Source organism: Priestia sp. JNUCC 25 (genome assembly GCF_053667915.1).
In genome coordinates this window covers 1,119,838-1,133,120 of the sequence record NZ_CM132211.1, presented here as the reverse complement: position 1 = coordinate 1,133,120, position 13,283 = coordinate 1,119,838, and the positions used below count along the sequence as shown (strand labels likewise).

At 38.6% G+C, this 13,283-nt stretch carries 12 protein-coding genes; 2 read left to right on the top strand and 10 right to left on the bottom strand.

Translation table 11 applies throughout. The features are described 5' to 3' along the window. Positions 1-4 precede the first annotated feature (4 nt). Both JNUCC25_RS05800 and garR read right to left on the bottom strand, forming a co-directional pair. Positions 5-1,444: a four-carbon acid sugar kinase family protein gene (locus tag JNUCC25_RS05800; RefSeq protein WP_098315160.1), complete on the bottom strand. Its 1,440-nt coding sequence runs from the start codon at positions 1,442-1,444 to the stop codon at positions 5-7. Continuing rightward, positions 1,441-2,343, bottom strand: a complete 903-nt coding sequence (gene garR / locus JNUCC25_RS05795; RefSeq protein WP_098287366.1) for a 2-hydroxy-3-oxopropionate reductase — start codon at positions 2,341-2,343, stop codon at positions 1,441-1,443. Before garR ends, JNUCC25_RS05800 begins: the two co-directional genes overlap by 4 nt. 293 nt (positions 2,344-2,636) lie before the next feature. On the opposite strand from garR, the gene JNUCC25_RS05790 reads away from it, so the two are divergent. Next, the gene (locus tag JNUCC25_RS05790) at positions 2,637-3,263 is read left to right on the top strand and encodes a GntR family transcriptional regulator (protein WP_078081568.1); all 627 of its coding nucleotides are present in this window, start codon (positions 2,637-2,639) and stop codon (positions 3,261-3,263) included. A gap of 24 nt (positions 3,264-3,287) precedes the next feature. On the opposite strand, the gene JNUCC25_RS05785 is transcribed toward JNUCC25_RS05790, so the two are convergent. The 6 genes from JNUCC25_RS05785 to JNUCC25_RS05760 all read right to left on the bottom strand — a co-directional run bounded on the left by JNUCC25_RS05785 (position 3,288) and on the right by JNUCC25_RS05760 (position 10,389). Next, entirely contained in the window at positions 3,288-4,868 is a 1,581-nt protein-coding gene (locus JNUCC25_RS05785; RefSeq protein ID WP_454222940.1) for an FMN-binding glutamate synthase family protein, read from the bottom strand. Positions 4,869-4,911: 43 nt separating this feature from the next. Then, positions 4,912-6,633 (bottom strand): pyruvate oxidase, encoded by a 1,722-nt coding sequence (locus JNUCC25_RS05780; protein ID WP_454222938.1) that lies wholly within the window; start codon positions 6,631-6,633, stop codon positions 4,912-4,914. 100 nt (positions 6,634-6,733) lie between these two features. Beyond that, positions 6,734-7,501, bottom strand: a complete 768-nt coding sequence (locus tag JNUCC25_RS05775; protein WP_146273828.1) for a tyrosine-protein phosphatase — start codon at positions 7,499-7,501, stop codon at positions 6,734-6,736. 279 nt (positions 7,502-7,780) lie between these two features. Continuing rightward, complete coding sequence (locus tag JNUCC25_RS05770) at positions 7,781-8,518, bottom strand: CpsB/CapC family capsule biosynthesis tyrosine phosphatase (RefSeq protein ID WP_207371954.1); 738 nt, start codon at positions 8,516-8,518, stop codon at positions 7,781-7,783. Between the two features lie 138 nt (positions 8,519-8,656). Continuing rightward, on the bottom strand, positions 8,657-9,418 hold the full coding sequence (locus tag JNUCC25_RS05765) for a tyrosine-protein phosphatase (protein ID WP_207371953.1): 762 nt from the start codon (positions 9,416-9,418) through the stop codon (positions 8,657-8,659). A 194-nt stretch (positions 9,419-9,612) separates the two neighbouring features. Next, entirely contained in the window at positions 9,613-10,389 is a 777-nt protein-coding gene (locus JNUCC25_RS05760) for an SGNH/GDSL hydrolase family protein (protein ID WP_207371952.1), read from the bottom strand. A 177-nt stretch (positions 10,390-10,566) separates the two neighbouring features. On the opposite strand from JNUCC25_RS05760, the gene tagU reads away from it, so the two are divergent. Beyond that, on the top strand, positions 10,567-11,523 hold the full coding sequence (gene tagU / locus JNUCC25_RS05755) for a polyisoprenyl-teichoic acid--peptidoglycan teichoic acid transferase TagU (RefSeq protein WP_207371951.1): 957 nt from the start codon (positions 10,567-10,569) through the stop codon (positions 11,521-11,523). Positions 11,524-11,729: 206 nt separating this feature from the next. Here the strand turns inward: tagU and JNUCC25_RS05750 are convergent, their stop codons facing one another. Both JNUCC25_RS05750 and JNUCC25_RS05745 read right to left on the bottom strand, forming a co-directional pair. Further along, on the bottom strand, positions 11,730-12,437 hold the full coding sequence (locus JNUCC25_RS05750; RefSeq protein WP_207371950.1) for a CpsD/CapB family tyrosine-protein kinase: 708 nt from the start codon (positions 12,435-12,437) through the stop codon (positions 11,730-11,732). Further along, a complete protein-coding gene (locus JNUCC25_RS05745; RefSeq protein ID WP_207371949.1) occupies positions 12,427-13,182 on the bottom strand; it encodes a YveK family protein in 756 nt (251 codons plus the stop codon). The genes JNUCC25_RS05750 and JNUCC25_RS05745 overlap by 11 nt, the downstream gene beginning before the upstream one ends. Between the last annotated feature and the right edge of the window lie 101 nt (positions 13,183-13,283).

Genomic DNA, 13,283 nt, shown 5'->3' with positions numbered 1-13,283 from the left:
CTGCTTATTTACTTAATAACTCAACCGTTTCACGAAGCGTTGTTTTGGCTCCGACGTTTCCAGGGAAAATGATGTACGCAATGCCCGGAAACTTACTTTCTTCTCCCGTTACCCATACCGGAATGCCCGGCTTGATTTGTCCAGCAACCGTCGCACGCTTTACGGATAAGCCGTTTACGCCAATATCACTTGACGTAATGCCGCCTTTTGCAACGATAAAGTTTGGACGAACGTTTAAGCGGCGAACAATGCTTGTAACCGCATCTGAAATTTTTACCGATAATTTAAGCTCTTCTTCTTTTTTGCCTTCGCCAAGATCTAAGCGCTCGCGTCTTGTATACACAGCTACCGTTTGACCTTGTGAAATAAGCTGCTCTGCTTCATTGATAATACGATTCACTTCTTCTTCAAACTTTTCAGGTTCTAAGACAAGATGACAGTCAAATTCAATAAATTCAATGAAGCTGCATTTCTTCAATTCTTCTAACTGCTCTGTCGTTTTTTTAACATGCGAACCAACCATAATTAATCCGCCGTTTGACGACTTTTCTTTAATGAGCTCTTCTTTTGTTAAAAGGTCTTTGTCGCTCACGCCGCCCATCACTTTTGTTAGAGCCGCAGCGCTGCGATACATAAAGTGCTTTCCAAGCTTCATCGCGCGAAGAAGCGCAATCGTCACAACTTTCACGTCTACATAATCCACTGCGTTCACGATCACTTTGTTAAAGTCTTTCACTTCCATTAACTGATTTGTAATCGTCACTAAATCAAGTGAGCGAATGCTCCCGAGCGAAATATACGTCGTATGACTTGCTTTAAATTTCCCTTCTGACTTTTCTTCTACCCACTCGCCTAAATGAGACTTACTGTAGCCAAACGTACGGTCTTTTGCAAACTCCGTTTCTCCTGCCGGCACTAAGTAGTCTTCATCTTGCACGTAGTGAATGTTATCAACTGTGAATCGTCCGCCTTCTTTAAAGAAAGGAAAAATCACTTCGCCGTCAAGCACTTGATTGGAATGCTGTTCAACCGTTTTCTTTAACACTTCTGTTTCTAGCGGATAGTGACCGCGAAGAGTCGAATCACCTCTGCTGATAATTAAAAACTCTTTATCTACTTCAGCCGCTACTTCTGTAATAACAGCGGCAATGTCCGCGTGGGCTTTTTCCGTTTCAGAAGCGGTAAATCCACGTGAATTTGTTAGAATAAAAAACATTGAATTTTCTTCTAAAAACCCTTGCTTGATGCTGTCTTTGCTCCAGTCTGTATAGACCGAAATGCCGTTAACGGTTTGAACACCCGTTGGATCATCATCTAGCACAATGATTTTTTGATTAAACGTCAGAAGCTCTGCGTCTAGCATTTCTTGTACAAGTGCTTCATCAACCGCTGGAATGTCTTTAAACACATCGCTTACAAGACGTTTTTCATGTTGTTTAATCATGCTTCCACCTTCTTTTTCACTTCAACGTTTGCTAATTTTTCATAGTACTGTACAATTCCGCCATGATCATCGCTTGCTTTTCCGTCTACTTTTAACGCATGGAAAATTTCCACAAGCTGACTTGAAAGCGGAAGCGGTACGCCAATGTCATGAGCCGTTTCCATCACGTTTGTCATATCTTTTAAGTTAATATCAATGCGTCCGCCTGCTACGAAGTTGCGGTCTAAAATAAGCGGTACTTTTGCATCTAATACAGCGCTTCCTGCTAATCCGCCGCGAATCGCTTGATACATTTTTTCAACGTCAATGCCTGCTTTGGCTGCTAATACAAGTGCTTCAGACATCGCTGCGATGTTTAAGTTCACAATGACTTGATTTGCAAGCTTAGCCGTTACGCCGCTTCCATTGTCTCCAACAAGCGTTACTTCCGTTCCCATCGCATGAAGGATAGGTGAAACGCTTTCAAAGATGTGTTCATTTCCTCCGACCATAATCGCAAGCGTGCCGTCAATTGCTTTTGGCTCTCCTCCGCTAACCGGAGCGTCTAGCATGTGAATTCCTTTTTGTGCAAGTTCAGCCGCAATTTCTTTTGATGCTACAGGCGAAATTGAACTCATATCAATGATAACGCTTCCTTCTTTTGTGCTATGAATTAACCCTTCTTCTCCAAGAACCACGCTTTTTACATGATGTGAAGCCGGAAGCATCGTGATCATCACGTCGCTGTTCACTGCAACTTCCGCAAGGCTTTCTGCTCCAAATCCTCCTGCTGCTTTTACTTCTTCTACTGCTGCTTTATTAATATCGTAAACCGTTACCTCAAAACCTGCTTTTAATAAATTGAGTGTCATCGGTTTTCCCATAATTCCAAGTCCAATAAATCCAACGCGTTTTGTCATTTTCGTTTCCTCCCCTTGTTGTATACGTTTTCAAATACATTTTAAAAAATAATGTATACGTTAAAATATTTTTTGTATACATTTCTAATAATTTTGTATACACTCATCATATTCGCATTTTATTTATTTGTCTAGACTTTTTTTAAATGAAATTTATTTCCAAAAGCGAAACTTTCCGTCCCACCTTTTCGCAAGTTATAGTATGATTTGGGTATACGCGTACAAAATGATAAAAAATAAAGAGAGAAAGAGACGAGATCCCCTCGTGTCGAATGCTAGAGGTGAAGTAGAGTATGTTAAGAAATCAAGGTTCTCGTTCGTCTCATCACCCTTCTTATGAGATGATTCGAGATAAAATTTTAAACGGTGAGCTCGAAGGCGGTACAAAAATCGTCGAAGAAAAATTAGCGAGCGAGCTTGGATTCAGCCGAACGCCGATTCGTGATTCCATCAGACGCTTAGAATATGAAGGACTGATCGTTCGAAAAAAAGTGGTGTCGCCGACAGAAAAAGACTTACGCAACTTGTTTGAAGTGCGAATGCTGCTAGAAGGCTCAGCTTCTAAAGCTGCCGCGACTTTTTTGTCTGATAACGAATTAGAAGAATTAAAGGAATGCGTAGACATCGGAAGAAACGGCTCGTTTGAAGAAATCATGAGCGCGAATGAACGTTTTCACGCCATTATTGTGAATGCAAGCAACAATGACGTAATGATTAATATCATCGACCGCATGCAGTCGATCATTTACTTATTCCGTCATACGGTCGTATTTTACAACCGCCCGTTTTTAATTGATGAACACGAAGACATTTATAACGCTATTAAAGAACGCAATGCTGAAAAAGCACAAACGTTAATGCAAGAGCATCTTCAAAAAGACTTAGAGTTTTGCCTGCATTTGCTTCAGAGAAGACAATAAAAAAGCTGCCAATCGGCAGCTTTTTTATACGTACATCTTTTCCTTTACAGAAATATCAGCTAACTGTCCGCTGCTGTTTTTGAACACCACGTGTTTCCTTGAAAACTTCGTTGGCGAATCAATACCGGCGGCGGCGGCTAAATTAAACAATCCTTCACGTAATGACAGCACGTAGTTGCACACGCGGTATGACTTTTCTTCAATAATAAGCGCTTTTTGCAGCTTTGGATCTGTTGTGGCTACGCCTACTGGACAACGGTTATTGTGACAAACCTGCGCTTGAATACAGCCAACAGAAAACATAAAGCCTCTGGCAATATTAACGCAGTCGGCACCCAGCGATAAAGCCGTTGCAACTTTATCAGCCGTTAACAGCTTGCCCGATGCAAAAAGCTTCACTTCATCACGAACGCCATACTTTTTAAGCAGTTCATCCACAAAAGGAAGTCCTGAAAACAAAGGTACGCCCGCTCCGTCTGCTAATTCTTGAAACGATGCGCCTGTTCCTCCTTCTGCTCCGTCGATCGTAATAAAATCAGGTCCGCTTCCCGTCTCTTTCATATACGCCGCCATTTCTTCAAGATCATTTGTATTTCCGACAACCATTTTAATGCCTACTGGCTTGCCGCCTATATCTCGAAGTTTTTCAATAAACTGAAACATTTCAGGATACGAAGCGAACTCTTTAAAACGGTTTGGGCTGTCTACAGATTCTCCTGGCTTTAAGTTGCGGATTTCAGCGATTTCTTCCGTTACTTTTGAACCGTCCACGTGACCGCCTCGCGTTTTAGCTCCTTGGGCGAGCTTGATTTCAAACGCTTTGATTTGCTTTATTTCACTTTTCTTTTTAAATTCTTCCCATGAAAATTCGCCTTCTTTTGTCCGAACGCCAAAAAGCCCTGGACCAATTTGAAAAATAATATCCACGTTTCCTTTTAAATGATACGGTGACAGTCCGCCTTCTCCCGTGTTCATCCACGTGCCGCCTGCTCGTCCTAATCCTAGTGATAAAGCGGTAATCGCATGGTCACCAAGTGCTCCAAAGCTCATGCCGGATTGGCCGATTAATCCTTTTACAACAAACGGATTTTTGCATGAAGGACCTATGACGACCGCATCTTCATCCCGCAAATAAAACGGATCCGCTTCTTTTTCTTCGCGGTGCTCTCTTCGGCTGAATAAGTTATCCGCGTCCATTTTATATACTTTCGTTTTAATTTTTTGCGTATTATCCGCTTTCATTTCGTCGCGCTGCTTTGGAAATACTGCATTTCGAATATAATAGCCCGGTTCGCTAAAATCACGCTCTGAGCCAAATCCCATCATTCGGTTCAAGTATTTACCTGACTTAACGGTTTGTTCATATTGATTTCTAGAAAACGGCTTGCCTTCATTATTATTTAAAAATAAATACTGACGCAGTTCAGGCCCCATTTTCTCAGAAATATAGCGCATTTTCCCGAGCAGCGGATAGTTTCTCAAAACCGAATGCTCTTCTTGTTTTTCATCTTTCATCCAAAGAATAATAGCGATAATAACCGGCACTGTAATCACAAGCATCATTACCGCGCCAAAAATAAGTAAAATGATTTCAAACACTCCCATGATATCCCTCCTAAAAAGACTCCCCTGTAAGGAGAGTCACTGATTAAAGCATTCTGCTTAGTCCTTTACGAAGCGGCGGCATTTCGAGCTCATGTTCTTTGAAAAACTTTTTCATGATGTGCTTCGAATAATTGGCCGCTTGTCCGAATGAAATTTTGCCTGGGAGCGGCGGTTCATCCGCAATAACGACATCAATCACAACAGGAACATTCGCAAGCGCTGCTTTTTCAAACGCTGTTTCGAGCTCCTCGTATTTTTCAACGCGGTAGCCAATTCCTCCGCATGATTCAGCGAACTTCGCAAAGTTCATTTCACCAAGCTGCGTTTGATAATCTAAGTGACCTTGAATGGCTTGTTCATATTTAATCATCCCAATTTCACTGTTATTAAGGACGACGACAACAATCGGCAGCTTGTACTTCACAGCCGTTACAAAGTCTTGCATGACCATCGTAAAGCCTCCGTCACCGCATACGGCTACTGATTGTTTTTCAGGATGGGCAAGCTTTCCTGCAATGGCTGCCGGAAGTCCGCAGCCCATTGTTGCCAGCCAGCTTGAAACCACAAATTTTTGATTTGTCATGCGGAAATGTCTCGCCATCCATACCGTCACGTTCCCGACATCAACAGATACAATCGCATCATCCTCAACGATTTTTTGCAGCTTAGAAATGACTTGCTGCGGCTTGATTGGCGTACTCACTTCGTTTTCTTCTTTTTCTACGTGCTTCCACCAGTTTTCCATATTAACTTGACACTCTTCGAGGAATCGGCGGTTTTCTTGATAATCTAAATTATGCGTAAGCTGCGACAGCGTCGTTTTAGAGTCACCGACTAAGCCGATCGATACAGGATAGCGTCTGCCAATTTGTGTGGCATCTGAGTCCAGCTGGATTGCTTCGGCTCCATCTGGTAAAAACTCACGGTATGGATACGAAGTCCCAACCATAATTAACAAATCGGTTTCTTCCATTGCTTCATACGCAGGCTTCGTCCCGAGCTGGCCGAGCTGGCCTAGATTATAAGGGTGACGGTCAGGCAGTATTCCTTTAGCGGGAAGCGTAAAAATAACCGGCGCTGCAATTTTCTCCGCAAACTGCGCTAGTTCGAGCTTCGCATGCTTTGCACCTGTTCCTGCTAAAATAACCGGTTTTTTTGCATATTTAATCGCTAGAAGCGCTTTAGCTACATCTTCCGGATCACTGTGAGAAATCGATTTTGATACATTCGCAATTGGCGTTTTTTCATCAATTTTAATCGTTGAAGACGGAATATCATCTGGAATGACTAATACCGCGACGCCTTTTTTCGCATAAGCTGTTCGGATGGCTTGCTGCAGAAGGTGCGGAAATGATTCAGGCGAATCTACTCGGTGATTAAACACCGACACATCGTCAAAAACACGTTCTAAGTTTACTTCTTGAAATGATTCATTGCCAAGCTTCGCACGCGGCACCTGTCCCGCTAGCACTAGCACCGGTGCACCATCTGCTTTGGCATCATATAAGCCATTTAACAAATGAATCGCACCCGGCCCTCCAATTGACAGACACACGCCGATTTTACCTGTAATTTTAGCGTAAGAAGATGCCGCCAGCGCACCTACTTCCTCGTGACGGACTTGAATAAACTCAATTTCATCTTTTTCACTGCGCAGATTGTCCATAAAATGATTGATGGAATCTCCCGGCATACCGAAAATGTGATCAATCTTCCATTCTTTTAATACCGACATAGCTGCTTTTCCAGCTGTAGTTTTTATCATATTCAGCCTTCCTTTCTTTAACTTTGTTTCTATTCCATACCACAATGAGAGAAAGACAAAACAAGGGACTTTCCCGTTTTTATGGAAAAGTCCCTTGTTTTCAGCTGAATAATTTAAATAAACTAAATTTTTTCATCGGCTCAGGCTCTAATTGATGAACCGGACGACCGTCGATAATCGCTTCTGCATTTTCAATAAAAAAATAAAGTTCTGACGCACCGTACATATCGGAAATATAATCATACGCTTTTGAAAGTGAATAGTCGTGGTAATTGCGAGCATGAACGCCAGAGGCAATCACGTGGGCTAAGCGGTATTTAATAAATGTACACGCCGCTTTTCTTTCTTTTTTTCCATTTAAACCAAGAATACTAGCCGCGCTTAGCTGAACGAGTACGCCTTTTTTAACAAGCTCATACAAACGCTCGGGATGATCTCGGAAAATTGGATGACATTCTGGTGAACGAAGAATAGGCACAACGCCTTTTGTTAGAAGATCAGACAGTATCTTTTCAAAATAAGGTGAGACATCATAGTCAGGCAGTGAAAGAAACAAATATTTATCGGTGTGATTAAGCGTAAGAAGCTGATTTCGCTCATAGTTTCGCAGAAGCTGAGGCGATAAAGGGACAAGCTGACCTGGTAATACTTGAAGAGGAATATATGAATTTGTAAGCCATTCATTAGCTGCGTTCACATAGAGAAATAAATGGTGTTTCATAAACTCTTGATCGCTGTCATAAAGCGGCGTAGCCACAACGGACTGAACGCCTTGATCCGCTAAGGAGCGTGCCATCTTCAAAAAGCCGTCTACTTCCTCAGGTCCGCTATCGATATTAGGCAATATGTACGTATGAATATCAATCACTTTATTTCCCTCCCTGCGTTTTGTATAGCTCTATTCTACGACGATTTCTCGTGTGAAACTATGTATTCTTCTCGACATTTACCACCACGAACCCCGGAAAATCGCGTACTTTCCTGTCATCTACTCAACTAACAATATTTTACTATCACTCTATGTGAAAACGCAAACATAATTTGTAAAATAACTCCAAATAATGATGATAAAAGAAGGGATTTAAATAGGTCTTTGTATGCAAATACCCTGATTAAACAGAAGTTAATCAGGGTACAAAGGGAAAATTTAAAAGATTCCTAGGAATTTTGTTTTTTTGATGCGTTCAGGCGGTAGGATTTGAACGCCTCGACCATTAAATATAGATTCAGCGTTTTGTATCAATAGCTGAGCCTTCTCGGCTCCTTTTTCTTTTGCAATTACATCATAAGCCTGACGCAGTGAATGCTGCTTATAGTTATCCAAGCTTGCGCCAGAGGCAATCACATGAGCAAGATTGTGTTCAATAAATTGCATCGCGGCCTTTTTAGCAGGCTTTCCATTTTTCCCGATAATACTATCTGAGGATAATTGTAAAATTGCACCTTTTTTCACAATCTTATAAAACACATCTTTATTCTCTAAAAAATAGGTATGACATTCTGGTTGACTGATAATTGGCAAAATTCCATTCAACTGAATTTCGTATAACAACTGCTCAAGATAGGCTGGCTCTTCCTTTTCAGGGATCGTTAAAATCATATATGTTTCATTTGAAGGAAGCATAATGTCCCGGCGATGATAAGAGGCTGCAAACGTACGATCCGCTATCACCTCTGTCCCTCCAACAATTGTAAGGGAAATATTGTTATCTTTTAATGTTTGGTTCGCTTCTTTTACATAGAGAGAAAGCGAAGTATTCGTTTCCTTATCTAAAGTTGTCGATACTGCCTTTACGCCTTGACTAACTAAATATTTAGCGGCATCTAAAAACTTCTGCTTGTTGCCTTCTACTCCTGGTAACATGTGGGTATAAATATCTATCACAAAATCTTCTCCTTATTTTAGACAATTATCTGGAAATTATAACATTATATTCATTATTTTAGCACATTTGTCTTATCTGAATAATAACCTTTAGGACCATAACAAAAAGCCTATTTATAACAAATAGGCTTTTGTGAATTAAAATATACCTAGAAATTTCCCTTTCTTTACCCGCTCTGGTTGTTCTTTAAAGATAGCCTTACCCTCGACTATATAATCTGCATTCTCCATGAACTTATAAAGTACCTGTGTTCCAAACTGTCTGGATACTATATCGTAGGCTTTAGGTAAAGTATAGCTCTCATAAGTATCCGCACATACACCTGAAGCAATTATATGTGCCAGGCCTTTATCAATAAAAGTTAAAGCGGCTTTCTTCTCTTTTCGACCATTTTCACCAATTATACTATCTGATGATAACTGAATAATAGCTCCTCTTTTTACGATTTCATAAAGCTGATCAGGGTCCTCAAGAAATATTGGATGACGTTCTGGCTCATTAATAATGGGGACAACACCTTTTAGCTGAAGCTCATAGAGAATTTGTTCATTTAAAACGTTCGTGTGTTCGTTGGGAAGCTGTAAAATCATGTATTTCGTAGAGTGGTTAATCGGAAGATGTACATTCTGTTCAAATGCTTGAATAAGACCGTAATGAATTGTTATCCTCTGTCCAGGAAGAATAGTAAGAGGAATAAAAGCATGCTGCAAGTGTTTATTCGCCGCGTCAACGTACAGCATAATATTTTGTTTCTCTAAATCTTGTCCGTTATAAGTGGGGGCAGCCACCACAGCCTTTATACCTTGATCAACTAACGATTTTGCCATTGTTAAAAAAGCATTCACATCACGCGGACCTTTTTCTACGTTAGGTAAGATATGAGTATACAAATCTACCACAGTGATTCCTCCTTTAGTAACTATGCTATAGATTAATATGTATTATCTTAATACTTCCCTTAATAATTTTCAATAAATCCCAATTATTCTTACATAATTTTTACATGTTAGTCATCTACAAAATATATATATTAGTTATTCCCTTCATCTTTTACTCCCTTATATACAATAAAAAAACCTGTCGTTCGACAGGTTTAAGAAGCTGTAAAATATTCTTTTAAGTAGCTTGCCCATGCTTTATTACCTTTTTTAGTCGGAACATGCTGTTTTTGTATTAAATAATCTAGTATTTTGTCTGACCTATAATCAGGCCACGCACTCCAGTGGTTTAAGTACTCATATCCCTTCTCTTCGGCAAAATCTTTTAAGGCATCTACTTCTTTCGGATAATTACTGGCATTATATATGGGCTGTGAAGGCTGAAGAATCGTCACAAGATTTGAATTGGCATTTGTCACGTGAGACATAATAACATTTATATTATCCAGCGTATTTGTAATACCTACTATACCATTGTCATTTAGTAGAAATGGCTCAAATAGTAATACATCCGGCTTCTCTTTTATAATATCTTCATATTCTCTATTTCGAACAAAATCTAATGTTGTAGTATCTTTATATTCTAATACTTTCACATTAATAAGTGAACCATATGTATTTTTCAATGTTTCTTTGAGCATGGCAGGCCAGCCTGTTGAATCTATTGATGTCGCCTGTGAACCCACAATTAATAAATTCATTGGTTTTCCTGATTTTTCTGCTTCTTTAAGTTTAGCTATTATAGATTTTGGAAGATTTTTAGTGTATTCTTCCCAACTTCTATTTTTTGTTTCACTTGACATCTTGTTTGATGTAACTATAGTTTCTACTTTTGACGTTTCCGCAGATGTTTGCTTATTCCAATATAACTTACCTCCGACAATAGTCCCGATAAGCACAACAATTGCTATAATATTTACCATTACTTTCATAAACTAACTCCCTTATTTTTTACTTGTCTTTCCATTATAATATATTTTTTACTTAATTTTTATAAAAAATGATTAAAACTGACAATTTTTTGATAGAATATAAGAATGGTTGTGTACTTTATCACATAATGGAAGACACGAACTATATACCCGATAAAATTGTAAAGGACGATAAAAATGGAAACAGAACAAGATCTGCAGCGAAAGCGTAGAAAACGTAAACCTAAAAAGAAAAAAGGATTTAAAATTGCTTTAGCTATTATTCTACTTCTTATTCTTGGCATAGGAATTTATGGTTATTCAGTTTACAGTTCAGTAGCAAATACCCTAAATCGCACACATGAACCACTAAGCCGAGAAAAATCAGAAAAACGTTCTGAAAAAGTAAGTCTTGCAAAACACGATCCAATTTCAATTCTATTACTTGGTGTTGACCAGCGCGGAGCTGATCGGGGACGTTCAGACTCACTTATGCTGTTAACGGTAAACCCAGACAAACAGTCTGTAAAAATGGTAAGTATTCCTCGTGATACACGCACTGAAATTGTGGGAAAAGGCACACAAGACAAGATTAATCATGCTTATGCTTTTGGTGGCATTGATATGTCAATTAATACGGTTGAAAACTTCTTAGATGTACCCATTGATTACTATGTACAAGTAAATATGGAAAGCTTTAAAGATATTGTAGATGCAGTTGGAGGCGTCACGGTAAATAACACGCTAGATTTCACATATGAAGGCCATCACTTCGAAAAAGGAACGCTCGAGTTAAATGGGGAAAACGCCCTGAAGTACTCTCGTATGCGCTATGACGATCCACGTGGTGACTTTGGTCGTCAATCTCGTCAGCAGCAAATCATTCAAGCCGTTATTGATGAAGGAGCAAGCATCAAATCTCTGACGAATTATGGTACAATTCTAGATGCGATTGGGAATAATGTTAAAACCAACCTTACGTTTAATGATATGAAAGAAATTCAATCAAACTATAAAGAAGCCCGTAATGATGTGGAGCATATCCAAATTAACGGTACAGGTGAAAAAATCAATGGTATTTACTACTATAAAGTACCGGATGCGGAACGTACTAAGATTTCACAGACTTTAAAAGAGAATTTAAATTTAAAATAAATAAATTTAAAAAATCCTCTTATACCATATTTAAATTATGAGTATGATATAAGAGGATTTTGTTATAAATGAACATATTATTAGTATTGATAGTTACATAATAATTTATTTATTTTATAATACTCCACTGATAATTATGAGTTCAAAGAAACTTAAAATAGCGTGGACCTCTACGAAGTCGGTAAAGGTCCACGCTATTTGTAAATTTAATTACTACCGTAATAGTAGTAATAATCTTTTGACTCAATTTTGCGGTTATTCAAAATAACACCTAATAATCTAGCCTTAGCATTAGTTAATAATTCTTTAGCTTTTTGAGCAGCATTTCTATCTGTTGTACCGCTGCTGACGACTAAAATTGTAGCTTCAGCCTTGTTAGACAAAATTTGAGCATCCGTTACAGCCAAAGTAGGTGGCGTATCAAATAAGATAAAATCAAAGTTGTCATGCATTGTTTGCAACAATTCATCCATATTTTTAGAGGCCAAAAGCTCCGAAGGATTTGGAGGAATTGGACCACTTGTTAAAACTGATAGGTTAGGAATATCAGTTTGGTGAACAGCATCTAATAATTTCGCTTTTTTAGTTAAGACATTTGTAAAACCAATGTGATTCTCTAATCTAAATGAGAAGTGCGTTGTGGGCTTACGAAGGTCGGCATCAACCAACAAGACTCTCTTACCTTGCTGTGCATATACAATAGCTAAGTTAGCAGCGGTTGTTGATTTTCCTTCTCCTGGACCAGAAGACGTCATTACCAAAGAGCGAATGTCTTCGTCTAGACTAGAAAACTGAATGTTGGAACGTATTGTACGATATTGTTCAGCTACTGGTAACTTAGGATTAGTATGAGCAACTAATCGGCGCTTTACTGTTAATGTTTTATCGTTGACTTGATTCTTTTTACGAGCCAATTGATTCCCCCCTTACTCTACTACTAGCTTGATTAGAAACTCGAGATGATCTAGAGGAAGAGACCGGAATGTCCTCAATATTTGCTACAACACCCATAACTGGGAGGTCTAAATACTTCTCAATATCTACTTCTGTTTTAATTGATTTATCAGAGAATTCCAATATAAATGCAGTCGCAATGCTTATAATTAAACCAATTACAATACCAATTAAAATATTTAAAGCTGGTATTGGTTTTACCGGTTTAATATTTTCTTTTACTACAGCTTTAGATAATATATTTACATTATCTACGTTCATAACCTTAGATACTTCTGCTTTAAAAACTTTGGCTGTTTCATTAGCAATTTTGGCAGCCATTTCTGGTGACTTGTCCTCTACTACTATTTCAACAATCTGAGATTCTTCAGCACTTGTCACTGAAATTTGTTTATTAAGCTCGTCCGTGTTTTTTTCTAGGTTTAAGTTTTTACGTACTTTATCCAGAACAGTCGGACTTTTAATAATCACATTATAAGTATTAATTAATTGGACGTTTGCCTGCAATTCAGTAGTATTATAGATTTGTTGCTCAGACTTAGTTTGGTTTACAAGTAATTGTGTTTTCACATCGTACATTGGCGTTAAGACGAAAAAAGTAAGTACTGCACTAACTATGGCAGTAATAACTGTAATAAGCCCAATAAGCCAAAGACGCTTTTTTAAAGCCTGAAACAACTCCTTTAAAGTAAGTGTTTCTTCCATGATGACCTCCAATAAAAAAGATAAATTCACATAACTTCTATTATAATAGAGTTTTTATACAACATCTATAATTTTTTATAAATTTTAGATAAAAATAGAAA

Coding starts and splice junctions, on each gene's coding strand:
- JNUCC25_RS05745 (WP_207371949.1), bottom strand. CDS start 13,182: ATGGAAGAAACACTTACTTTAAAGGAGTTGTTTCAGGCTTTAAAAAAG.
- JNUCC25_RS05800 (WP_098315160.1), bottom strand. CDS start 1,444: ATGATTAAACAACATGAAAAACGTCTTGTAAGCGATGTGTTTAAAGAC.
- tagU (WP_207371951.1), top strand. CDS start 10,567: ATGGAAACAGAACAAGATCTGCAGCGAAAGCGTAGAAAACGTAAACCT.
- JNUCC25_RS05780 (WP_454222938.1), bottom strand. CDS start 6,633: ATGATAAAAACTACAGCTGGAAAAGCAGCTATGTCGGTATTAAAAGAA.
- garR (WP_098287366.1), bottom strand. CDS start 2,343: ATGACAAAACGCGTTGGATTTATTGGACTTGGAATTATGGGAAAACCG.
- JNUCC25_RS05760 (WP_207371952.1), bottom strand. CDS start 10,389: ATGAAAGTAATGGTAAATATTATAGCAATTGTTGTGCTTATCGGGACT.
- JNUCC25_RS05790 (WP_078081568.1), top strand. CDS start 2,637: ATGTTAAGAAATCAAGGTTCTCGTTCGTCTCATCACCCTTCTTATGAG.
- JNUCC25_RS05785 (WP_454222940.1), bottom strand. CDS start 4,868: ATGGGAGTGTTTGAAATCATTTTACTTATTTTTGGCGCGGTAATGATG.